Annotated in this window: 22 protein-coding genes and 1 tRNA gene; 15 read left to right on the top strand and 8 right to left on the bottom strand. The window is 69.3% G+C overall.

From position 1 onward, the window contains the following. Positions 1 to 58: 58 nt before the first annotated feature. Complete coding sequence (locus tag M3667_RS03925; RefSeq protein ID WP_144830844.1) at positions 59 to 265, bottom strand: cold-shock protein; 207 nt, start codon at positions 263 to 265, stop codon at positions 59 to 61. A 332-nt stretch (positions 266 to 597) separates the two neighbouring features. Between M3667_RS03925 and M3667_RS03920 the strand changes: the two genes are divergently transcribed. From M3667_RS03920 to M3667_RS03905, 4 genes are read left to right on the top strand one after another with little or no spacing between them, the layout of a single operon-like run. Further along, positions 598 to 1,203 (top strand): GntR family transcriptional regulator, encoded by a 606-nt coding sequence (locus tag M3667_RS03920; RefSeq protein WP_251505205.1) that lies wholly within the window; start codon positions 598 to 600, stop codon positions 1,201 to 1,203. Between the two features lie 50 nt (positions 1,204 to 1,253). Beyond that, positions 1,254 to 1,682 carry a hypothetical protein gene (locus M3667_RS03915; protein WP_251505202.1) on the top strand — a complete coding sequence of 143 codons (429 nt, stop codon included), beginning with the start codon at positions 1,254 to 1,256 and terminating at the stop codon, positions 1,680 to 1,682. A gap of 4 nt (positions 1,683 to 1,686) precedes the next feature. Continuing rightward, a complete protein-coding gene (locus tag M3667_RS16970) occupies positions 1,687 to 3,003 on the top strand; it encodes a histidine kinase (protein ID WP_251505199.1) in 1,317 nt (438 codons plus the stop codon). After that, the gene (locus tag M3667_RS03905; RefSeq protein ID WP_251505196.1) at positions 3,000 to 3,671 is read left to right on the top strand and encodes a response regulator transcription factor; all 672 of its coding nucleotides are present in this window, start codon (positions 3,000 to 3,002) and stop codon (positions 3,669 to 3,671) included. The genes M3667_RS16970 and M3667_RS03905 overlap by 4 nt, the downstream gene beginning before the upstream one ends. 207 nt (positions 3,672 to 3,878) lie before the next feature. Here M3667_RS03905 and M3667_RS03900 read toward each other — a convergent pair whose 3' ends face one another. Beyond that, positions 3,879 to 4,145, bottom strand: a complete 267-nt coding sequence (locus M3667_RS03900) for a GlsB/YeaQ/YmgE family stress response membrane protein (RefSeq protein WP_136586355.1) — start codon at positions 4,143 to 4,145, stop codon at positions 3,879 to 3,881. 292 nt (positions 4,146 to 4,437) lie between these two features. Here M3667_RS03900 and M3667_RS03895 point away from each other — a divergent pair, with 292 nt between their 5' ends. After that, a complete protein-coding gene (locus M3667_RS03895) occupies positions 4,438 to 5,316 on the top strand; it encodes an SMP-30/gluconolactonase/LRE family protein (RefSeq protein WP_251505192.1) in 879 nt (292 codons plus the stop codon). Positions 5,317 to 5,346: 30 nt separating this feature from the next. On the opposite strand, the gene M3667_RS03890 is transcribed toward M3667_RS03895, so the two are convergent. Continuing rightward, positions 5,347 to 5,856 (bottom strand): hypothetical protein, encoded by a 510-nt coding sequence (locus M3667_RS03890; protein WP_251505189.1) that lies wholly within the window; start codon positions 5,854 to 5,856, stop codon positions 5,347 to 5,349. A gap of 128 nt (positions 5,857 to 5,984) precedes the next feature. Here M3667_RS03890 and M3667_RS03885 point away from each other — a divergent pair, with 128 nt between their 5' ends. Together M3667_RS03885 and M3667_RS16965 are read left to right on the top strand one after the other, a co-directional pair. Continuing rightward, complete coding sequence (locus M3667_RS03885; RefSeq protein WP_251505185.1) at positions 5,985 to 6,548, top strand: DUF6611 family protein; 564 nt, start codon at positions 5,985 to 5,987, stop codon at positions 6,546 to 6,548. 42 nt (positions 6,549 to 6,590) lie between these two features. Further along, positions 6,591 to 8,054 carry a family 43 glycosylhydrolase gene (locus M3667_RS16965; protein ID WP_308196437.1) on the top strand — a complete coding sequence of 488 codons (1,464 nt, stop codon included), beginning with the start codon at positions 6,591 to 6,593 and terminating at the stop codon, positions 8,052 to 8,054. A gap of 163 nt (positions 8,055 to 8,217) precedes the next feature. On the opposite strand, the gene M3667_RS03875 is transcribed toward M3667_RS16965, so the two are convergent. Then, positions 8,218 to 8,301, bottom strand: a tRNA-Leu gene (locus tag M3667_RS03875). 152 nt (positions 8,302 to 8,453) lie between these two features. On the opposite strand from M3667_RS03875, the gene M3667_RS03870 reads away from it, so the two are divergent. Genes M3667_RS03870 through pknB form a run of 7 tightly spaced genes read left to right on the top strand, consistent with a single transcriptional unit; the run spans position 8,454 to position 17,405 of the window. Continuing rightward, entirely contained in the window at positions 8,454 to 9,191 is a 738-nt protein-coding gene (locus tag M3667_RS03870; protein WP_251505182.1) for a DUF3662 and FHA domain-containing protein, read from the top strand. Next, on the top strand, positions 9,188 to 9,724 hold the full coding sequence (locus M3667_RS03865; protein WP_251505179.1) for an FHA domain-containing protein: 537 nt from the start codon (positions 9,188 to 9,190) through the stop codon (positions 9,722 to 9,724). Before M3667_RS03870 ends, M3667_RS03865 begins: the two co-directional genes overlap by 4 nt. 9 nt (positions 9,725 to 9,733) lie before the next feature. Then, positions 9,734 to 10,972, top strand: a complete 1,239-nt coding sequence (locus M3667_RS03860; RefSeq protein ID WP_251505176.1) for a PP2C family serine/threonine-protein phosphatase — start codon at positions 9,734 to 9,736, stop codon at positions 10,970 to 10,972. Beyond that, a complete protein-coding gene (locus M3667_RS03855) occupies positions 10,969 to 12,372 on the top strand; it encodes an FtsW/RodA/SpoVE family cell cycle protein (protein WP_251505173.1) in 1,404 nt (467 codons plus the stop codon). The genes M3667_RS03860 and M3667_RS03855 overlap by 4 nt, the downstream gene beginning before the upstream one ends. Positions 12,373 to 12,421: 49 nt before the next feature. Beyond that, entirely contained in the window at positions 12,422 to 13,876 is a 1,455-nt protein-coding gene (locus tag M3667_RS03850; protein WP_251505170.1) for a penicillin-binding protein 2, read from the top strand. Continuing rightward, complete coding sequence (locus tag M3667_RS03845; RefSeq protein WP_251505167.1) at positions 13,873 to 15,669, top strand: serine/threonine-protein kinase; 1,797 nt, start codon at positions 13,873 to 13,875, stop codon at positions 15,667 to 15,669. Before M3667_RS03850 ends, M3667_RS03845 begins: the two co-directional genes overlap by 4 nt. Before the next feature lie 35 nt (positions 15,670 to 15,704). Continuing rightward, positions 15,705 to 17,405: a Stk1 family PASTA domain-containing Ser/Thr kinase gene (pknB, locus tag M3667_RS03840; RefSeq protein ID WP_251505165.1), complete on the top strand. Its 1,701-nt coding sequence runs from the start codon at positions 15,705 to 15,707 to the stop codon at positions 17,403 to 17,405. Here pknB and M3667_RS03835 read toward each other — a convergent pair. Both M3667_RS03835 and M3667_RS03830 read right to left on the bottom strand, forming a co-directional pair. Next, a complete protein-coding gene (locus M3667_RS03835) occupies positions 17,377 to 18,030 on the bottom strand; it encodes a gamma-glutamyl-gamma-aminobutyrate hydrolase family protein (RefSeq protein ID WP_251505163.1) in 654 nt (217 codons plus the stop codon). The genes pknB and M3667_RS03835 overlap by 29 nt on opposite strands. 151 nt (positions 18,031 to 18,181) lie before the next feature. Beyond that, positions 18,182 to 18,976, bottom strand: coding sequence for a class E sortase (locus M3667_RS03830; RefSeq protein ID WP_251505160.1), 795 nt, complete (start codon positions 18,974 to 18,976; stop codon positions 18,182 to 18,184). Between the two features lie 54 nt (positions 18,977 to 19,030). Between M3667_RS03830 and M3667_RS03825 the strand changes: the two genes are divergently transcribed. After that, positions 19,031 to 19,270, top strand: a complete 240-nt coding sequence (locus M3667_RS03825; protein WP_144830902.1) for a cell division protein CrgA — start codon at positions 19,031 to 19,033, stop codon at positions 19,268 to 19,270. Positions 19,271 to 19,321: 51 nt separating this feature from the next. Here the strand turns inward: M3667_RS03825 and M3667_RS03820 are convergent, their stop codons facing one another. After that, positions 19,322 to 20,248: a rhomboid family intramembrane serine protease gene (locus M3667_RS03820; RefSeq protein WP_251505157.1), complete on the bottom strand. Its 927-nt coding sequence runs from the start codon at positions 20,246 to 20,248 to the stop codon at positions 19,322 to 19,324. 17 nt (positions 20,249 to 20,265) lie between these two features. Continuing rightward, positions 20,266 to 20,823 carry a peptidylprolyl isomerase gene (locus tag M3667_RS03815; protein ID WP_144830905.1) on the bottom strand — a complete coding sequence of 186 codons (558 nt, stop codon included), beginning with the start codon at positions 20,821 to 20,823 and terminating at the stop codon, positions 20,266 to 20,268. Between the last annotated feature and the right edge of the window lie 4 nt (positions 20,824 to 20,827).

The raw sequence follows: 20,827 nt of genomic DNA, 5'->3' as shown, positions 1-20,827 counted from the left end.
GCCCCGACCGGCGCGAGGCGCACGGTCGGGGCGGATCCGACCGAGGGCCGGACACGGATCAGAGGGGGCGGATGTTCTCCGCCTGCAGACCCTTGGGGCCCTGCGCGACCTCGAACTCGACGCGCTGGTTCTCTTCGAGCGAGCGGTAACCGCCCGACTGGATCGCGCTGTAGTGCGCGAAGACGTCCTGACCCCCGTCATCGGGAGCGATGAAACCGAAGCCCTTCTCCGAGTTGAACCACTTGACCGTGCCCTGCGTGCTCATCGTGTTGCCGTTTTCCGCTTCAGCCGGCGCCGAGCGCGCCGGTCAGTGAGCCCAAAGTAACGGCCGGGCCGCATCGGCTCAAAGGTCCGTGACATAAACGTTGCGGGACGTCTTCGGGAGGCCACCGGCGGGCCGAAAGACCCCTGAGCCCATACGACGCCCGGGCTGAGCAGAGCTCGAAGCCCGGGCGTCGACGGATCCCCCCGGATATGTCACGCGAGGCGTGACGGTGATGACAATACCGGCGCCGGAGCCCGTTCGCGACACGAAAACGAAGAATCAGCGAGTTATTGCCGTGTTCTGTGATAACCGGGAGTCGTAAAATTCGCCTGATGGACGATCGTCGGCGTGCTTCCGCCCTCGTCGACGAGGCTTACCGAGCCCTCGGCGAGGCGATCGTCGACGGTCGCCTCCAGCCGGGAGACCGTCTGCGCGACGTCGAACTGGCCGCATTGATGGGGATCTCCCGCACCCCGGTGCGCGAGGCCCTGCAGAAACTCGAGCGCATCGGCATGGTCGAGGTCGCCGCCAACCGCTACACCCGGGTGTCGGAGGTGAGCGACCGCGCCCGCGGAGACATGCGCGAGTACGCCGCACACACGATCGCGGCCGTCATGCACATCGCCCTCCCCCGCTGCAGCGACGAGGAGGTGCAGAGCATCGTCTCGCACGTCGATGGGCTGCGCGACGCGGAGGACTCCCCCTCGTACGTCTTGGCCGCGCTCGCCCTGCACACCCACCTCGTAGCCGTTTCGCGCAACGTCGTCTTCCGCAAGCAGCTCGAGCAGACCGATCTGGTGCTCCGCCGCAATCTCGAGGGCTGGTACACCTCATCCGACACGCGGTCGGTGCTGTTCGAGCACCTCCGCGATCAGATCGCACGCCGCGACACCAACGGTGCGACGTGGACCTTCCTGTCTCTGCACGGATTCGCCTGAGCACGCAAGACGCCCCGAGCCCGCCGGAGCCTCGCGATAGCGTGACGCGCATGCCCCACATCGAGTTGCGCGACCTCGCCCCCGACACCACCGACGCGGCTTTCGAGGCCGTCCGCTCGAGCTCGTCGGCGTGGTCGCGCGCGCGATTCGACGACCGCGCGGCGTTCAACGCCTGGCTGGCCGACGACGCCGTTTCGGCCCACGCCATCGTGCAGGACGACGGCGTGGTGGGCGTGGCCGCCGCCATGGACGTCGACGGCGACCGAGAGGTTCTGCTCGCCGTCCGTCCGGACGCCGACCCCGAGGCGCCGACCGAGGCGCTGCGCATGGTCACGGTGCACGAGGCCGAGCGACCGCTCTACGCGTGCGTCGCGGCCGACGACGAACCGAGCCACGATGTGCTCGCACGGCTCGGTTTCGTCGAGCACGGGCGCGACGGAGCCGACGTGGTGTACGTGCTTCCGCCGACGTTAGAGTGACGCGGTGGGGACGACAGACGACCATCACGACCGGGGGGCGGTCGAGACCGCGGCCGACACCGCGGGGTTCACCAGCATCCTGAGTCGTCCTCGCGCGATGGTCGTCTTCGCCTTCATCGTCTTCGTGGTCACCACGCTGCAGTCGATCTCCGATCCGCTCGCGGGGGCGATGCAGGGCGACGTCGTGTGGGACTACCCGATCCCCCTCGGCGTCGTGACGGCTCTCGTCGTGCTCGGCTGTGCCGTGCAGAGCGGCTTCCTGCTCCTCGCGACCCGCCTCCCCCTGGTCGCGGTCGTCGGCACCATCGCCTGCTACCTCGCACTCGTCGTCGGGCTCGAGGTTCCGCGCTGGCTCGGCGGGCTTCCCCCCGTCGTCGCCGTAGCGGTGTTCTTCCTCGCGGCGAGCCGGCGCCCGGCGATCGCAACGGCCTGGAGCGCGGTCACGATCGGTGCCACGGTCGGCGTCCTCTCCCTATGGTCGCTGTCGACGGGTGCTCCCCTCGGGGTGACCGGCAGCTTCGTGCTCAGCACCGGACTCGCCTTCGCCGCGCCCGTGGGCGGCGCCGCCGCGCTGGGCATCTGGTGGGCTCGGCGCATGCGCGGTCTGCATCGCGCCCGCGCCGCGGTCGCCGCCGCCGCGGCCCGCCACGAGACCGAGCTCGAGCACGCGAAGACCCTCGAGCGCGCCCGCATCGCGCAAGAACTGCACGACGTCGCCGGCCAGCACCTCGCGGGGCTGTTGTCGCTGGCCGATGCGGCCGTCGACATCGAGGTCCTCGACGCCGAGCAGGCGTCGGCCCTCATCGCCGAGATGCGCGCCGAGGGGCGCTTCGCCTCGGCCAGCCTCTACGCGGCCCTGCGCGACCTGCGCGCCGAGAACGACGCCCGCGCCGAGCCGACCCTCGACCTGCGTTCGCTCGACGAGCTCGTGCAGTACTGGGCGTCGCGCGGCATGGATGTCACGCGCCGGGTCGACGGAGCCGTCGACGACCTGCCGGCGATGGTGTCGACGACCGCGTACCGGGTGGTGCAGGAGGCCCTCACGAACGCCTGCAAGCACGCGGCCGGCGCCCCCGTCACCGTCGAGGTCCGCGTCACCGACTCGTCGATCCGAGTGGTGGTGGCCAACGCCGAGGCCCCGGCCCCCGAGGTCGACTCGACGCCCGACGGACTCGGATGGGGTGTGGCGGGCATGGCCGAGCGCGTCGACTTGCTGCACGGCACCTTCGCCGCGGGTCCCGTCTCCTCCGGTGGCTGGGCGGTCGTCATGGAGGCCCCGCTGAGCGTGCACGCCACCCAGACCCCGGTGCCGACGCCGTGAGCGACACCGACATCCGCGTCCTGATCGTCGACGACAACCGCACCGTGCGCCGCGGCATCCGTCTGCGGCTCGAGAACGCCGCCGGCATCCGCGTGGCCGGGGAGGCCTCGAACGGGCGCGACGCGGCCGTCCTCGCGCGGGCGGAGCGGGCCGACGTCGTGCTCATGGATCTGCACATGCCGGGGATGAGCGGTATCGAGGCCACGCGCCTCATCACGAGCGAAGCGAACGAGACCTGCCGCGTGGTGCTGCTGACGAGCGAGGTGTCCGACGCCTTCGTCGTCGAGGCGCTCGAGGCCGGCGCGAGCGGCTATCTGCTGAAGGGCCACGACAGCGATCAGCTGCTGCCCGTCATCCGTGGCGCGGCCGCGGGGACCGCGACCATCTCACCCCGGGTCGCGCCTCGCCTCATCCGCGAGCTGCGCGAGGCCAGACCGCAGCCGGCCGAGCCCGAGCAGTTGGCGTTGCTGACGGCCGCCGAACTGCGGGTCGTGTCGCTGCTGAGCAGCGGGCTCACCTCGAACGACGAGATCGCCCGGCATGTCACCGTGTCGGTGAACACGGTGCGCAGCCAGACGGCATCCGCGCTGCGAAAGCTCGATCTCGACGACCGCACGCAGTTGGCGCTGTGGGGGGCACGAAACGGCCTGATCCGGCGCGAGAAGTAGTCCGATTGGACGAAAACCGCCCACGCCGGTCGCGCGCGGCGGGGAGCGACGAGCCCCGCATACGAGACTGCTGGCACGGCGGACGGCTTCTCCGCCATATCGGGCGTGCGGGGCTGGGATCGGGGGCGGCCCCGCACGACCGGATCCCGCCGGAGACGCGAAAAGGCCCGGGGCACGGTCCACCGCCCCGGGCCTTTCGCGTGCAGGTCAGCGCGCGGTGCGGCGTCCCACGATGAGGCCGTAGATCAGCAGGACGATGATCGACCCACCGATCGCGAGCAGCCACGTCTGGATCGAGAAGAAGTCCTGCAGCGGGGCGTTGAAGAGCAGGCCACCCAGGAACCCGCCGAGCAGAGCGCCGACGACGCCGAGCAGGAGCGTGATGAGCCAGCCGCCACCCTGCTTACCGGGGAGGATGAGCTTGGCGATGGCGCCGGCGATGAGGCCGAGGAGAAGAAATCCGAAGAATCCCATGATGTGTTCCTTTCGCGAGTGTGAACCGATGCCCGCTCAAGGCGAAGCTCTCGTAGTACTCAGCTTCCTCCCAGATACAGCGTAAGCAGGGTGGGTTGCCTCTCGCCGGAATCCGTGATTCATCCGCCACAGGCGTTCGGCGCGGCCGGCGACGCGCCTCTCTCGCAGGACGTGGGACGGGATGCCATCTCCCTTAGGGCACGCGCATGCCCCTCCCTGCGGTGGCCTCGGATTCCTGCCGGATACTATTCCCGTCCGTGCTCCCCGCCAGCGAAGAGAAGGGACCGACCCCATGACCCGTGCCGACCTGGTGAAGGACGAGGGCCGCGTCGAAAGACTGTGGACCGGCGCGACCTGGAGCGAAGGACCGCTCTGGATCCCGACCACCCGACGGCTGCGGTGGAGTGACATCCCGGGCGATCGCATCCTCGAGTGGGACGCCGCGAGCGCGGCGACGATCGTCCACCGCGAGGGGGTCGAGTTCACGAACGGCCGCGTCCTCGATCACGACGGCACCGTCGTGCAGTGCTCCCACGGGCGTCGGCGCCTCGAGCGCGAGCACCCCGACGGATCGGTCGACGAGATCGTCTCGCGGTGGGAGGGGAGGAAGCTGAACTCCCCCAACGACGTCGCGGTCGCCCCCGACGGGTCGCTCTGGTTCAGCGATCCCGACTACGGCATCCGTCAGGACGACGAGGGCCACCCGGGCGAGCGCGAGTACGGCGGGCGATTCGTCTTCCGCTGGTCCGCGACCGATGGCATCCGCCCCGTCATCGCCGACATCGTGCAGCCCAACGGTCTCGCGTTCTCACCCGACGGATCGACCGTTTACGTCACCGACACCGCCATCGGCCTCGACGACGGGCCCGGTCACTGGATCCGCGCGTACGACGTGGTCGACGCCGGAGCGGGGGCCGAGAATGGCCGGCACTTCGCCACCATCGATGACGGAATGCCCGACGGCATCGTCGTCGACGAAGAAGGCCGGGTCTGGTCGTCCGCGGGCGACGGAGTGCACGTCTTCGCTCCGGATGCCGCGGAGCTGCTGTTCCTTCCGGTTCCCGAAACGGTGGCCAACCTCTGCTTCGGCGGTGACGACGGCACCGACCTCTTCATCACGGCGACGACCAGCCTCTATCGCGTACGCACGACGACCCGCGCGGCCTCCTGATTCCCGAGGTCGCGTTCGACGATCCGTGCGTCAGAGGTGCTGACGCACCAGTGCTCGGCGCAACCCGTCGGTGCGCACGTCGTCCCAGAGGGCTGCGCCCGCTCCGTCCGGGATGCCCGCCGCAGCGTCGCACAAGTGCGAACGGACGGTCGCGGCGTCGAGAGGTGTGGGACACACGACCACGGCGAGCGCGATGGAGTGCCCTCGCCGCCGCTCGGCACTCTGCAGCACCGTCTCGGCGGCCGCTTCGAGTCGTGGTCGCGCGTACTCCGCGTCTCGGGCGCATGCCACAGACACGGCCACCAGCACCCTTCGGTAGTCAGGGCCGGAGCTGAGCCGCTCGTCGAGCAGAGCGAGCTGCTCGTGCGCAGCGCGCCGCAGATGGCGCCCGCGAGGGGTGGACCGCAGGTCGACGCCGTACAGCAGGGTCGACGGTGCCGCTCCGATGCCCGCGTCGATTCCGTCCCACGCGAGACAGCCACGGTCGCCGTCGACGCGAACACCTGAGGTGAAACGGGTGATGAGGGTCAGTGCACTCATCCTCCTGTCCTACGCGAACACACGTCGGAACGCTCGCGTCCTCACGGAATCCCTACGGTCGACACCGCCTCGCTGACGGTCTGCTGACGCGAAGACCCTGCGACCGCCCCTGACGAGGAGCCGGGCGTATGGCTCTTGCGAGGATCGACGCGCGCATGATCCATGCGGCCGACGATGAGCGCATGCGTTTCAACGATCGGGACTTCCCCCTGCGCGTGGAGGGGCCGTGGGGCTCCTACGAGCGGCGGTTCAGCGGCCACGGGCTGGTCGCCGAGCACCTCCGCATCCTCCCGCCCGACGGCGATGATCGCTCGCGCCTCGCCTGGCAGATGTCGGGCATCTGGCCGTATGTCGGCTTCTTCCTCGGCATCGCCGCCGCCGTCACCGCCCATCACGCCACATCCGTCGAGGCGAGCACGGCCATCGGCGCAACCGTGTGGCTCGTCCCCTGGGCCTGGATGACCTGGCGTGCCCGTCCCTACGCCCGCCGCGTGCGCGACCAGTGGCGCCTGCACGACGCCTCGACCTGGCTCATCGAGCCGTCGGCTCTGCGTGATTCCGCGCGCAGATTGGATGCCGCCGGCACGGCCTCTTCTGCCACGCTGAAGCTCGTATGGTGCGAGGAGTACGACGCGTCGAGTGATGCGAGCGCGCGCGACACGAAACCATTACAGATGAACCATTTCCGGTAGCTCGCCCCCACCGATCGAGCCGCGACGTCGAAGGAGACCGTCATCAGCGCCACCCCGATCCTCCCCGGCTTCCATCCCGACCCCTCGATCTGCCGCGTCGGCGACGACTACTACCTCATCACCTCGACCTTCGAGTACCTCCCGGGCGTTCCGGTTCATCACAGCCGTGACCTCACGTCGTGGACCGTGATCGGGCACGTCTTCGCCGACCGCGACCACCTCTCCTTCCCGTCGTCGGCGGGGAGCGCCGGCATCTTCGCTCCGACGATTCGCCACCACGAGGGCCGATTCTGGGTGATCACGACCGACATCAACACCGTGGGCGACGGGCAGCTGCTGACCTCCGCCGCCACCCCCGAGGGGCCCTGGAGTCCGCCTCTTCGCGTGTCCGGCGCCATCGGCATCGACCCCGATCTCTTCTGGGATGCCGACGGCACCTGCTACCTGACCTGGGCCACGGGCCGCGCCGACGCCCCGATCCTGCAGGCGTCCGTCGACCTCGAGACCGGCGATCTGCTCTCCGAGCCCGCTCTCCTCTCCACCGGGAGCGGCCTCGCGCACCCCGAGGGACCGCACCTCCTGCGCCGCGGCGACTGGTACTACCTGCTCCTCGCCGAGGGCGGAACGGAGCGAGGGCACGCGGTCACCATCGCCCGGTCCCGCACCGCGACCGGACCATTCGTGTTCCACCCCGGCGGTCCGATCCTCAGCCACCGCAGCTCGACCGATCCCGTGCAGAACACCGGTCACGCCGACCTCGTCGAGACTGCCGACGGATGGAGCATGGTCTACCTCGGGGTCCGTCCCGTCGGACCCGGCCCGGGCTTCCACCTCAACGGCCGCGAGACCTTCCTGGCGAAGGTGTCGTGGGTGGACGACTGGCCCGTCGTCGACGAGAATCTGGACATCTCCCCGGTGTCGACCTCGTTCACCGACGACTTCTCCGCCGATCGTCTGGACCTGCGCTGGATCGCCCCCGGGCGCCACCCCGGTGACTTCACGAGCGTGTCGCCGCGCGGAGTCGTCATCGATCAACCGTCCGACGAGCGGTATCGCTCGCTCCTGGCGACGAGAGTGCGCGATCAGCAGTGGGAGGCGCGAGCAGACGTCGAACCCGGTGACGCTCGCCTCGTCCTGCGCATGGACGAGGACCACTGGGTCGCCGTCGAGTGTCGAGACGGCCAGGCGGTCGCCCGCGCCACAGTCGGACCCTTCGCGCAGGACCTCGGCGCGATCCCGCTCCCGGCGACGACGCCCGTGACGCTCTCGCTGCGCTCCACCCTGCCCATCCCCGGACCGCACGGCGGTGTGCCCGTCGCCGACGACCTGCAGTTCGGCATCGTCACCGACGACGGGTTCGTCGAGATCGCCCGCATGGACGGTCGATACGTGTCGACGGAGGTCGCCGGCGGGTTCACGGGCCGCGTCATCGGCGTCGAGCCCATGCCCGCCACGGGTCGACCGGCGGTGCTGCGGTCGTTCTCGTACGAGGCGATAGCAGGCTGAGTGCGCGAGGGGGGACTTTCCCTGGTGCCCCTCCACACACCGCTACGCGGCGCGCGGAGCCTCTCGGGCGCCAGGGGCCCAACCCCTCACGGGTCCATAGCCCTCCCGCTCCCGCACGAAACGAAGAAGGCCCCGGGATGAACCCGGGGCCTTCTTCCTTCTGTGCGCGAGGGGGGACTTGAACCCCCACGCCCTTGCGGGCACTGGCACCTGAAGCCAGCGCGTCTACCTATTCCGCCACTCGCGCGAGATGCGGCACGGATGCCGCGAACTCAACTTCCCGAGAATATCACGGCCCCGACTGGGTCACGAATCGCGGGCCCCGATGACCGCTTCCATCACCTGTCCAGCCGTGCTGACTACGATGTGCCTACTGGTCTGCCTGCCTGAAGGAGTCTCGTGGGGCTACTCGACAGTTTCGAGAAGGGTCTCGAACGCGCCGTCAACGGTGCGTTCGCGAAGACCTTCCGCAGCGGCATCCAGCCGGTGGAGATCGCATCCGCTCTGCGCAGCGAGCTCGACAAGAAGGCTGTGGTCGTCACGCGCGATCGCATCCTCGCGCCCAATACGTTCTCGGTGCGCCTGTCGCCCGCCGATGACGAGAAGATGAGCGCCCTCGGATCCACCCTCGTGCACGAGCTCGACACCCTGGTGAAGAAGCACGCGCGCACCCAGGGGTATTCGTTCGCCGGCCCCGTCGCCATCACGATCGAGCGCGACTCCACCCTGTCCACCGGAACGCTGCGGGTCGACTCGCAGACGACCGAGGGCCAGGTCGCGTGGCGCGGTGTCGTCGACATCGACGGCAAGCGGCATCCGCTCACCGGAGCCCGCACGGTGATCGGCCGCGGAAGCGACGCCGACATCACGATCCCCGACGCCGGCACCAGCCGCAAGCACGTCGAGATCCTCTGGGACGGCGAGCGCGCGATGGTCCGCGACCTCGGCTCCACCAACGGCACCACTCTCAACGGCCGCAAGGTGTCGGAGGCGGCTCTGCCCCCCGATTCCACGATCTCGATCGGCCGTACCAATATCGTGTTCCGTGTGGTCGCTCAGGCGCAGCCGCCGCGACGCGCGTCGGCCTCCGACGCCACGCGCATCTTCGACGTCCGGGAACGAGGACCCCTGTCATGAGTCCGTTGACTCTTCTTCTTCTGCAGGGCGGCTTCCTCGTCCTGCTGTGGTTCTTCGTGTTCGGCGTGGTCTATTCGCTGCGCGCCGACCTGTTCGGGGTCAAGGTGCGCAAGCTCCCCGAGCCCGTGGCATCCGCCCCCGCCGCCCCCGCTCCCACGGCGGCACCCGACGCGGTCACGACCCAGGTCAAGCGCCCCGCAGCCCCCGCTCCGGCTCCGGTCGGCGGCCTGGCCACCACCTCGGCGGTGTCGCGCATCGTCATCACGAGTGGCCCCAAGGCCGGCCTCGAGCTGCCGCTCGGCTCCGAGCCGCTCACGATCGGTCGCTCGAGCGAGTCGGGCCTGGTCATCCGCGACGACTACACCTCCAGCCACCACGCTCGTCTCGTGCTGTGGGGAGACCAGTGGATGCTGCAAGACCTCGACTCCACGAACGGCACGTCCCACGACGGCGTGCGCGTCGCCTCGCCCGTGCAGGTGAAGGTGGGCGCGCCCATCAAGGTCGGCGCGACGACGTTCGAGTTGAGGAAGTAACCCTCCCCCATGGTCTTCCAGGGCTCGAGCGCCGCCATCTCCCATACGGGAAAGGTGCGCTCCAACAATCAGGATTCCGGTTACGCCGGGTCCAACCTCTTCGTGGTCGCCGACGGCATGGGCGGCCACGCGGGCGGTGACGTCGCGTCGAGCATCGCCATCGGTCGTCTCACCGAGCTCGACCAGCCGTTCCGCACGCCGTCCGAGGCCGAGCACGCCATCCGCGACGCCCTCGCCGACACCGCGGCGGAGCTGATCGACACCGTCGCCCGCCGTCCCGAGCTCGCGGGCATGGGCACCACGGTCAGCGCTCTCGTCATGGTCGACGACTACGCGGTGATCGGCCACATCGGCGACTCGCGCATCTACCTCTACCGCGACGACACCCTCACCCAGATCACGGCCGATCACACCTTCGTGCAGCGCCTGGTCGACTCCGGTCGCATCACCCCCGAAGAGGCGCGGTACCACCCGCGGCGCTCGGTGCTCATGCGCGTGCTCGGCGACATGGATCCCGACCCCGAGGTCGACAGCTTCATCATGCCGACGCAGGACGGCGACCGCTGGCTGCTGTGCTCCGACGGCCTCTCGGGTGTCGTCGACGACACGCACACCGCCAAGACGCTCGCGCTCGGCATGCCCCCGGCGCGCACCGCCGACGCCCTGCTCAAGCAGGCGCTCGACGGTGGTGCCCCCGACAATGTCACGGTCGTGCTGGTCGACGTGGGCGGACAGCACCCCGTGTTCATCGGTACGCCGACCATCGTCGGCTCGGCCTCGAACCCCAGCGGCGTGGTCGTGCCCGCCGCGCGTCCGGGCCGCTCGAACTGGCTGCACCACGCGCGCCAGGTCGCCAACGAGCCCACGCACTTCGAGCCCGCCGCCGAGTTCCTCGAGGAGCTCATCGAAGAAGACCGTCGCCGCGCGCGTCGGCGTCGCCTCGGCTGGCTCGCCGCCCTGCTCGTGGTACTCGCCGCCATCGGCCTGGGCCTGTGGGCGGGATACAACTGGACGCAGACGCGGTACTACGTCGGCGCCGACGACAACTCTGTCGTGATCTACCGCGGCATCCAGCAGTCCATCGGACCGCTCTCGCTGTCGACCGTCTACGAAGACACCAACATCGTGCTCGCCGACCTCTCGGAGTTCGACCGCGAGACGGTCGAGGCCACGATCTCGGCCCGATCGCTCTCCGACGCCGAGCTCATCGTCGATCGCCTGCGCCCCGCAGAGGAGGGAAGCGGATGACCGACCAGAAGCTGACCCGCACCCCGGATGCCGTGTCCACCGACACCGCCGTGATGCGGGCCCTGAAGAAGATCCGCACCCCCGCCAAGCAGCGCAACCGCGAGCTCGGCCTGCTGCTGTTCGCCATCGCCGTATACGGCGGAGCCGTCACTCTCGTGCAACTCGGCGTGAGCGGCACCGTCGAGCCCGGCTTCCTGACTCTCGCGGCCATTCCCGCGGTGCTCGCCCTGATCACGCACGTGGCGCTGCGCCTGCGCGCCCGCGACGCCGACCCGTTCGTGCTACCCATCGCGACCGTGCTCACGGGCCTCGGCATCGCGATGATCTACCGCATCGACCTCGCTGACGGCGCGTCGGGCTGGGATGCCACCGGCCACCGCCAGATCGCGTGGGCCGCGATCGCGATGGTGCTGGCGCTGGTGGTGCTCATCTTCGTGAGCAACTACCGCGTGCTGTTCCGCTACACGTATCTGTTCGGCCTCGCCGGCATCCTGCTGCTGCTCCTCCCCTTCGTCCCGGGCCTGGGCACCGATCAGAACGCCGACGTGTGGGTCTCGCTCGGCTTCGTGTCGTTCCAGCCGGGTGAGCTGGCCAAGATCTGCCTCGCGATCTTCTTCGCCGGCTATCTCGTGCGCACGCGCGAGAGCCTCACCTCCACGGGCACGCGCTTCCTGTTCATGACCTGGCCGCGTGCCCGCGAGCTCGGTCCGGTGCTCGTCATCTGGCTCGTCTCGCTCGGCATCATCGTGCTGCAGCGCGACCTCGGTACCGGCCTGCTGATCTTCGGCATGTTCGTCGCGATGCTCTACGTCGCCACCGGCAAGACCAGCTGGGTGCTGATCGGTCTGGTGCTCGTCGCGAGCGGGGCGTTCCTCGCCTCCCAGGTGCTGCCCTACGTCAACGGCCGCTTCGCCAACTGGCTCAACGCCTTCGACCCCGACGTCGTCAACCGCGAGGGCGGCAGCTACCAGCTCGTTCAGGGCATCTTCGGCCTCGCGCACGGCGGTCTCTTCGGCACCGGTCTCGGCCAGGGGCGCCCGTCGATCACCCCTCTCGCGCAGAGCGACTACATCATCCCGAGCCTCGGCGAAGAGCTGGGTCTGGTGGGCCTGTTCGCGATCCTCGCGCTCTACATGGTGTTCGCCAGCCGCGGCATCCGGATCGGCCTCGCCGGTCAGGACGACTTCGGCAAACTCCTCGCGACCGGCTTCTCGTTCACGATCGCGCTGCAGGTGTTCATCATGGTCGGCGGTGTCACGCGGGTGATCCCCCTCACCGGCCTGACCACGCCGTTCCTGGCGGCCGGTGGCTCGTCGCTCATCGCGAACTGGATCATCGTCGCGTTCCTGCTGCGCATCTCCGACGCGGTGCGCTCCCGCCCCCGGGTGGTGATCGGCTGATGACCCGTTCGTCCATCCCCGCCCACACCCCGATCCCGGAGGAGGCACCGTGACCAAAGAACTCCGACGCCTCAGCATCGTCATGCTGGCGATGTTCCTCGCGCTGTTCGCCTCGACGAGCATCATCCAGGTGGTGCAGGCCAACGCCCTCACCAACACCTCGGGCAACACCCGTGCGCTGTACGACTCCTACGAAGTGCAGCGCGGATCGATCGTCGCCAGCGGCGCCGCCATCGCCTCCTCCGTTCCGTCGGACGACGTGTACAGCTGGCAGCGGGAGTATCCGGATGCCGCGATGTGGGCCCCCGTGACCGGGTACGTGAATCCGGTGCTCGATGCCCGCACCGGTCTCGAAGCGGCCGAGAACAGCGTGCTGAGCGGCCAGGACTCGAATCAGTTCTTCTCGCGCATCGACCGCGCGATCACCGGCAAGGCGCCCCGCGGCTCCAACGTCGAGGTCTCGGTCGACGCCACCGTGCAGAAGGCCGCGTGGGACGCCATGGGCGATCTGCAGGGAGCCGTCGTCGCGATCGAGCCGTCGACCGGGCGCATCCTCGCGATGGTCTCCAAGCCCGGCTTCGACACGAACACCCTGGCCTCGCACGACACGGATGCCGTGAACGCGGCCTACGACCAGCTCGTGGCCGACCCCTCGAAGCCGCTCGACAACCGCGCGATCGCGGGCGACCTCAACCCTCCGGGATCGACCTTCAAGCTCGTCGTGGCGTCGGCCGCCTTGGCATCCGGAAAGTACACGCCCGACTCGGCGTTCCCCAACGTGGCCGCGTACACGCTCCCCGACTCCACGAACGTGGTCAGCAACGCCGGAGGCGGCGCGTGCGGCGAGGGCGACACGGTCACCATCGCCACGGCCCTGCGGCTGAGCTGCAACATTCCGATGGCCGAACTCGCCGTGGAGCTCGGCGCCGACGCGATCCGCGCCGAGGCCGAGAAGTACGGCTTCAACTCGACCTTCTCGACGCCGCTCGAATCCACGGCCTCGACGTACCCCTCGAACCCCAACGCCCCGCAGACCGCACTGAGCGGCTTCGGACAGGGCGACGTGCGCGCCACGCCCCTGCAGATGGCGATGGTGTCGGCGGGCATCGCGAACGACGGCGTGGTGATGAACCCGCGCATGATCGATCGGGTGATCAACACCGACCTGTCGGTGAGCGACCAGGGCTCCGACAGCGAGTTCGGTCGGGCGCTCGAACCCGACGTCAACGCGCAGATGGTTTCGATGATGACGGCGAACGTCCAGGACGGCGCGGCATCGAATGCAAGAATAGACGGGGTTCAGGTGGCGGGTAAGACCGGCACTGCGGAGAACGACTCCCGTCCCTACACGCTCTGGTTCACCGGTTTCGCACCGGCGGACGACCCTCAGGTCGCCGTCGCCGTGGTGGTCGAAAACGGTGGAGGCCGGGGGCAGAGCGGGAGCGGCAACGAGATCGCCGCCCCGATAGCGAAGAAGGTCATGGAGGCGGTGCTGGGTAAATGAGACCGACGCAGGGTGTGACCTTCGGAGGACGCTACGAGCTCGAATCGCGCATAGCGATCGGCGGTATGGGCGAGGTCTGGGAGGCGACGGATCACGTCATCGGACGAACCGTCGCCATCAAGATCCTCAAAGACGAGTACATGGGCGACCCGGGCTTCCTCGAGCGCTTCCGCGCCGAGGCCCGCCACGCCGCGCTCGTGAATCACGAGGGCATCGCCAGCGTGTTCGACTACGGCGAAGAAGACGGCAGCGCCTTCCTCGTCATGGAGCTGGTGCCCGGTGAGGCGCTGTCGACGATCCTCGAGCGCGAGGGCTCGCTGTCGACCGACAAGACCCTCGACATCGTCGCTCAGACCGCGGCGGCACTGCAGGCCGCGCATGCCGCAGGTCTCGTGCACCGCGACATCAAGCCCGGCAACCTGCTGATCACGCCCGACGGCCGCGTGAAGATCACCGACTTCGGTATCGCCCGCATCGCCGACCAGGTTCCGCTGACCGCGACCGGTCAGGTCATGGGAACGGTGCAGTACCTCTCGCCCGAGCAGGCGTCGGGTCACCCGGCGTCGCCCGCGACCGACACCTACTCGCTGGGCATCGTCGCGTACGAATCCCTGGCGGGCAAGCGCCCCTTCACGGGCGAGTCGCAGGTGGCGATCGCCATGGCGCAGATCAACGAGCAGCCCGCCCCCCTGCCGCCCACCGTGGCGCAGCCGGTGCAGAACCTCGTCATGGCGATGATCGCCAAGAAGCCCGAAGACCGTCCCGCCTCCTCGGCGGCGGTCTCGCGGGCGGCCACCGCCCTGCGGCGCGGCGACCTCACGGCAGCTGCGGCCGCCGTGCCCGCTGTGGCCGCCGGTGCGGCGATCGCCGACGAGGTGACGCAGCTGCTCACGACCGGCGGACAGACCTCGGCGACCACGCGGCTCATGCCCGCCGCGGGTGCCGCGACATCGCTTCTGACCGAGGAGCACGTCGAAGAGACGCCCGTCGCCGAGAAGAAGAAGCGCAGCCGGTGGACGTGGCCTCTGGTGGCCCTCATCGCGCTGCTCGCCCTGATCCTCGCAGTGACGCTGTTCGGCCTGCTGTCGAACCAGGACGGTCCGGATGCCGCGCCCACCGAGTCCGCGCCCACGCAGTCCACGCCGACTCCGAGCGTGACGACCCCGTCGGCCACCCCGACGGCGACCTCGTCCCTCGTGAACGTCAATGCCCTCGATCTGCCGGGCCGGACGTGCGAAGAAGCGAGCCAGATCCTCGACGAGAACCAGCTGGGGGCGCAGTGCGAGACGGGCAACCCCGCCTCGAGCCCCGACCAGGTCGGCATCGTCGACTCGGTGAGCCCCACGGGCAATGTCCCCGAGGGGACGATCATCGTGCTGAAGGTCTTCGGCGAGGAGACCCCGCTGACCGAGCCTTCCGCTCCGACGCTCCCCGGCTCCTCGGTGGGCGCGGGCAGCGACGTGCGCGTGTCGTGGGGCCAGTACACCTGCCCCTCCGGAACCGGCAACGTGGTGTCGTACAACCTGACCGCCACCAACGGCACGTTCGACAACAACGGGCAGTCGTCGTCGTCGTTCCCGCCCGATTCGCGCAATGCGCAGCTCAAGGTGAGCAACGCCGTGGGTGACTCGCTGCGCATCACGTACACGGTCAGCTGCTCGGGCACCGACCGCACCGCCGGCCCCTCGAGCGAGGCGTCCGCCACCATCACCGGTGGCAACACGCCCAGCCCGAGCGCCACCGGCAACGGAGCGGGCACCGGCGCGACCAGCGCCCCCGGCAAGAAGAACTGATCCACCCTCGATCCCCCCACGCCAGGAGTTCCTTCGTGACCACTGAGACGCGCGTCCTGTCCGGGCGCTATCGCGTCGACGACCTCATCGGTCGCGGCGGGATGGCGAGCGTGTACCGCGGGTACGACCAGACTCTCGGGCGCACGGTGGCGATCAAGATCCTGCGTTCCGACCTCGCCGGAGACGCGGCGTTCCGCACGCGGTTCCGCCTCGAGGCGCAGGCGGCGTCGCGCATGGCTCACGCGACGATCGTGCGGGTGTTCGATGCGGGCGAAGACGCCGAGACCGGGGTCGACGGCGTCGAGCGTCCCGTGCCCTACATCGTCATGGAGCTCGTGCACGGTCGCCTGCTGAAGGAGATCATCGCCGAGGGCAAGGTTCCGACCGACGAGGCGCTGCGCTACGTCGACGGCATCCTGGAAGCCCTCGAGTACTCGCACCGCGCCGGCGTCGTCCACCGCGACATCAAGCCGGGCAACGTCATGATCACCGACTCCGGTCGCGTGAAGGTCATGGACTTCGGCATCGCCCGCGCCGTGTCGGACTCCTCCTCCACCGTCGCCGAGACGACGGCCATCGTGGGGACCGCGGCCTACTTCTCGCCCGAGCAGGCCAAGGGCGAGTCCGTCGACGCGCGCGCCGACCTGTACTCCACGGGCGTCGTGCTCTACGAACTGCTCACCGGTCGCCCGCCCTTCCGCGGCGAGACCCCCGTGGCCGTCGCCTACCAGCACGTCAGCGAGGCGCCGTTGCCGCCGAGCGAGATCGACGAGTCGATCCCGCGCGCACTCGACGCGATCGTCCTGCGCGCACTGGCGAAGGATCCCTTCCAGCGGCCGCAAGACGCCGCGAGCTTCCGTGAGGCGCTCGACGAGACCGCGGACGGTAAGGCGCCGACCAAGCGCCAGATGTCCGCCCTGTCGAACGAGCTGTACGGACCCAACCCGCGTCAGGCGGCCGAGACCGCGCGCTCGCTCCGTCAGCTCAGCACCGACACGACGATGCGCCGCACGCAGCCCGGACCCCCCGTCGCGTGGATCTGGGCCGGCGTCACGGTCCTGGCCGTCCTGCTCGTCGCGGTGCTGGTGTGGGTCATGCAGATCCAGCCCGCCTCGAACGTGCCCACCAATGCCCTGGCTGTTCCCGACGTGGTCGACATGTCGTACGACCGCGCCGTCGAAGCACTTCAGGCCGAGCAACTCACCGCGAGCCGCGTGAATCAGCCCGACGAGGAGATCGCCGCGGGGAATGTGATCAGCTCCACTCCGTCATCCGGTACCACCGTGACCGCCGGGCAGCAGGTGACCCTGTACGTGTCCTCCGGCCCCGACACAGCGACCGTCCCGACGCTGCAGGGGATCAACGAGACCGAGGCGCGCACGGCGCTCACCAACGCCGGCCTGACAGTCGGGACCGTGCGGCGCGTGGACGACCCCGCTCTCGCTGCCGGAACCGTGATCTCCGCGACCGCGGAGTCTGGCACGGAGATCGCGAAGGGCACGACTGTGGGCCTCGAGGTCGCCAGCGGCAAGGTCGTCATCAACGACTACGCCGGGTACACCCTCGACGGCGCGAAGCGCGAGCTCGAGTCCGACGACAAGCAGCTGACGGTCCTGACGAAGGACGACCCCGGCTGCAAGGCCACCACCCCCGCGACGGTCACGACGCAGTCGCTGGCCCCGGGCGAGGTGCCGGTGCACAGCGAGATCACGCTGACGGTGTGCTCGGGGTCCTGACCCTTCGCGGGTGAAGGGCGCTTGCGCGCTCCACGGCGCCGGTCAGACCGGCGTTCTCGAGCCACCGGCCGAGCAGCCGATGGCCGCCCTCGGTCAGCACGCTCTCGGGGTGGAACTGCACGCCCTCGAGCGGCGCGGAGCGATGGCGGAGTCCCATGACGACGCCTCCGTCGGTGCGCGCCGTGACCTCGAGCTCCGGGGGCAGGCTCGACTCGTCGACGGCGAGGGAGTGGTAGCGGGTCGCGATGAACCCGTCGTCGAGACCGGCGAACACCCCGTCGCCGTGGTGGCGGATGACGCTCGTGATGCCGTGCAGCAATTCCGGAGCCTGCGTCACCCGTGCACCGAACGCCGTCGCCAGCGCCTGGTGGCCGAGACAGACCCCGAGCAACGGGATGCCGGCGTCAGACGCCGCGCGCACCACCTCGACCGACCGTCCCGCGTCGAGCGGATGACCGGGCCCCGGAGACACGAGCACGGCGTCGTGACGACGCACGGTGTCGACGACGGCGGGATCATGGGCGTCGACCATCGACGTCTCCGCACCGATGTCGCGGAGATAACCGGCGAGGGTGTGGACGAAGCTGTCGCGGTTGTCGACGACGACGACCCGCAGACCGGTCACTCGACCGTGACCTCCGAGGGGTACACCAGGTCGCTCACCCAGGGGAAGACGTAGAAGAACAGGCCGTAGAGCACGGCCGCCAGCAGCACGAGCAGGATCAGGACTCGCACCCACCAGGGACCGGGCAGAACACGCCAGAGAGCTCCGTACATCACGCGGCTCCAGAGGTCAGAGAAGTGGGAGGGCCTGCTTCGGTGCGCGGGGTGTACGACTCGAAGACGCCGTAGGCGATGGCGCGCTCGGAGAATCCGTACCGCGGGCTGCAGGTCGTCATCGTGATGATGCGATCGGTCGCGTCGACCTGCGGCTGCTGCGGCAGCGGCAGCAGCACGTCGACGCCGTTGGGGCGCACGTACTCGATGTTGCGGAAGCGGTAGGTGTACCAGCCCTGCTCGGTCTCGACGACGACCGCGTCACCGATGTGCAGCGAGGGGAGGTCGGCGAACGGGGCTCCGTGGCTGCCGCGGTGGCCGGCGATGGCGAAGTTGCCGACCTGGCCGGGCATGGCCGTGTCGGGATAGTGACCGAGCCCGATCGGGTCGAGGGTGCGCGACGAGCTGACCCCGCCGGCGAGGGGGAACGAGTAGTCGGGCCCGAGCCGCGGGATGCGGACGACGGCGAAGCGCTCGGCATCGCCCGGCTGCGGGAGGGCGGGAGGATCAGCCGTCGGCGGACCGGTGGGTGCCGTGGTTTCCGGCGAGGATGCGGCGGGTGCGGGGGCCGAGGGCTCGAGGGCCCACGAGTCACTGAGCTCCTGGCCCTGGTCCTTGAACTGCGCCCCGATGATCGCGTCGCCGATCCACAGCTGCCAGACCACGAACAGCAGCACGACGACACCCGCCGTCACGAGCAGGTCGCCGATCACTCCGACGACCGACACCCGGCGCCGGGGAGCGCGGCCGCGCCGTCGCGTACGACGGGTCTGCGGCTCCTGCACGGTCTGCACGAGGCGAGTCTAGTTCCATGGGTTCGCGCGCCCCTGACCGTTAGACTGTCCCGCATGGCTCGAACTGGCAAAGGCGAAGACCCGATCGCTGAGCGCAACGACGGCGGATCGGCACCGAACCCCGTGTGGTTCCTGCCCATCATGATCGGCCTCATGCTCATCGGCCTCGTGTGGGTGCTGGTGTTCTACCTCAGCAACTCGCAGTTCCCCATCCCGGGCATCGGCCCGTGGAATTTGGTCATCGGTTTCGGAATCGCCTTCGTCGGCTTCCTCATGACCACGAAGTGGCGCTGACTTACACGCGTGTAATTCATCCCCACCTGTGGATGAGGCTGTGGATAACTCTCAGACGTACGCCACGGCCGGGATCACCAGCAGGGCGAGAAGAACGACGCTGAGCGTCACCAGCAGACCGATCTGCACCCCGCGCTGACGCGGTGCGCGCGTGCGGGCGTAGACGAGGCCGACCAGGGCTCCCGCGACGAGTCCACCCAGGTGCGCCTGCCACGAGATGCCCACCGCGGCCAGCGACGCCGCGAAGCTGCCGGAGCTGATCGCGTCGATCCCCGCCACGACGAACGGCCAGGCGAAGTTGATCCCGATGAGGATCGCGATCACGCGGATGTCGGCTCCGATGTGGCGGCCGATCACCAGCAGCGCCCCGAACAGGGCGAAGATGGCGCCGGACGCTCCGACGGTCCACACACCGGGCGCGAGCAGAGCCACGGCGACGGATCCGCCGATCGTGCCGATCAGGTAGAGAGCCAGGAACCGGGCGCGTCCGAGCATCGGCTCGAGGCTGCGGCCGATGAACCACAGCGCGAGCATGTTCAGGGCGACGTGGAAGAAGCCGCTGTGAACGAGCGAGACGGTGAGCAGTCGCCACGGCTGGATGACGCCCAACTGCGGAACGAGGAAGACGCTGTTGAAAGCGAGGAACTGGGTGAGGATCGACCCCACCCCGGGGATCAAGCCGATGATGTAGGTCAGACCCGTGATCGCGATGATCGCGAGGGTCATCCGCGGGCGATCGGTCGAGAGCGCCATCGCAGGGCGAGACGCCCATCGACGCTGCGCCTTCTTCTGCGCGGGAGTCTGCTGAGCGCGCTGCTCGGCCATGCACTCCGGGCAGATGACACCGACGGCGGCGGGTGTCCGACATTCCGGGCACACGGTGCGCATGCACCGCTGGCACAGCACGAAGCTCTGCCGGTCAGGATGCCGGTAACAGAAGTTGTCGCTGTTGCGACGGAACTCGTCGGTCGTGGACACCCGCCGTCGTCCGAGCGTCAGACGGCGACGACGTCGACCGAGTGCAGCACGACGTCTGCCTTCGGCCGGTCCTGCGCGCCGGTGGGAACTGCGGCGATCTCGTCGACGACGGCCTTGGAAGCCTCGTCGGCGACCTCGCCGAAGATGGTGTGCTTGCCCTGCAGCCACGGAGTGGGGTCGGTCGTGATGAAGAACTGCGAGCCGTTGGTGCCCTCGGCCTGGCCGGTGATGGCATTGCGGCGCAGACCGGCGTTGGCCATGGCCAGCTTGTAGGGCTGCGTGAAGTCGAGCTCGGGGTGGATCTCGTCGTTGAAGTTGTATCCCGGGCCGCCGATGCCCTGACCGAGCGGGTCGCCGCCCTGGATCATGAAGTTGGGGATGATGCGGTGGAAGACGACGTCCTTGTAGAGGGGACCTTCGCCCTTCGCCCCGGTCGCCGGGTTCGTCCACTCCTGCGAACCATCGGAGAGCCCGATGAAGTTGCGGACGGTGCGCGGCGCGTGGTCGCCGAACAGGTTGACGACGATGTCGCCGTGGTTGGTGTGCAGGGTCGCTACGGCGGTGTGGTTGGCCATGGGT

It is taken from the genome of Microbacterium sp. P26, from assembly GCF_023712585.1.
GTDB classification, from domain to species: Bacteria; Actinomycetota; Actinomycetes; order Actinomycetales; family Microbacteriaceae; genus Microbacterium; species Microbacterium algihabitans_A.
Note: the sequence above shows the minus strand (reverse complement) of the source record. Positions and strands in the feature narration are given on the sequence as shown.

Excerpts from the sequence above, each read along its gene's own strand:
- M3667_RS03895 (WP_251505192.1), top strand. The coding sequence starts at position 4,438 with ATGACCCGTGCCGACCTGGTGAAGGACGAGGGCCGCGTCGAAAGACTG.
- M3667_RS03855 (WP_251505173.1), top strand. The coding sequence starts at position 10,969 with ATGACCGACCAGAAGCTGACCCGCACCCCGGATGCCGTGTCCACCGAC.
- M3667_RS03915 (WP_251505202.1), top strand. The coding sequence starts at position 1,254 with ATGCCCCACATCGAGTTGCGCGACCTCGCCCCCGACACCACCGACGCG.
- M3667_RS03885 (WP_251505185.1), top strand. The coding sequence starts at position 5,985 with ATGGCTCTTGCGAGGATCGACGCGCGCATGATCCATGCGGCCGACGAT.
- M3667_RS03920 (WP_251505205.1), top strand. The coding sequence starts at position 598 with ATGGACGATCGTCGGCGTGCTTCCGCCCTCGTCGACGAGGCTTACCGA.
- M3667_RS03815 (WP_144830905.1), bottom strand. The coding sequence starts at position 20,823 with ATGGCCAACCACACCGCCGTAGCGACCCTGCACACCAACCACGGCGAC.
- M3667_RS03825 (WP_144830902.1), top strand. The coding sequence starts at position 19,031 with ATGGCTCGAACTGGCAAAGGCGAAGACCCGATCGCTGAGCGCAACGAC.
- M3667_RS03890 (WP_251505189.1), bottom strand. The coding sequence starts at position 5,856 with ATGAGTGCACTGACCCTCATCACCCGTTTCACCTCAGGTGTTCGCGTC.
- M3667_RS03860 (WP_251505176.1), top strand. The coding sequence starts at position 9,734 with ATGGTCTTCCAGGGCTCGAGCGCCGCCATCTCCCATACGGGAAAGGTG.
- M3667_RS03900 (WP_136586355.1), bottom strand. The coding sequence starts at position 4,145 with ATGGGATTCTTCGGATTTCTTCTCCTCGGCCTCATCGCCGGCGCCATC.
- M3667_RS03845 (WP_251505167.1), top strand. The coding sequence starts at position 13,873 with ATGAGACCGACGCAGGGTGTGACCTTCGGAGGACGCTACGAGCTCGAA.
- M3667_RS03925 (WP_144830844.1), bottom strand. The coding sequence starts at position 265 with ATGAGCACGCAGGGCACGGTCAAGTGGTTCAACTCGGAGAAGGGCTTC.
- M3667_RS03865 (WP_251505179.1), top strand. The coding sequence starts at position 9,188 with ATGAGTCCGTTGACTCTTCTTCTTCTGCAGGGCGGCTTCCTCGTCCTG.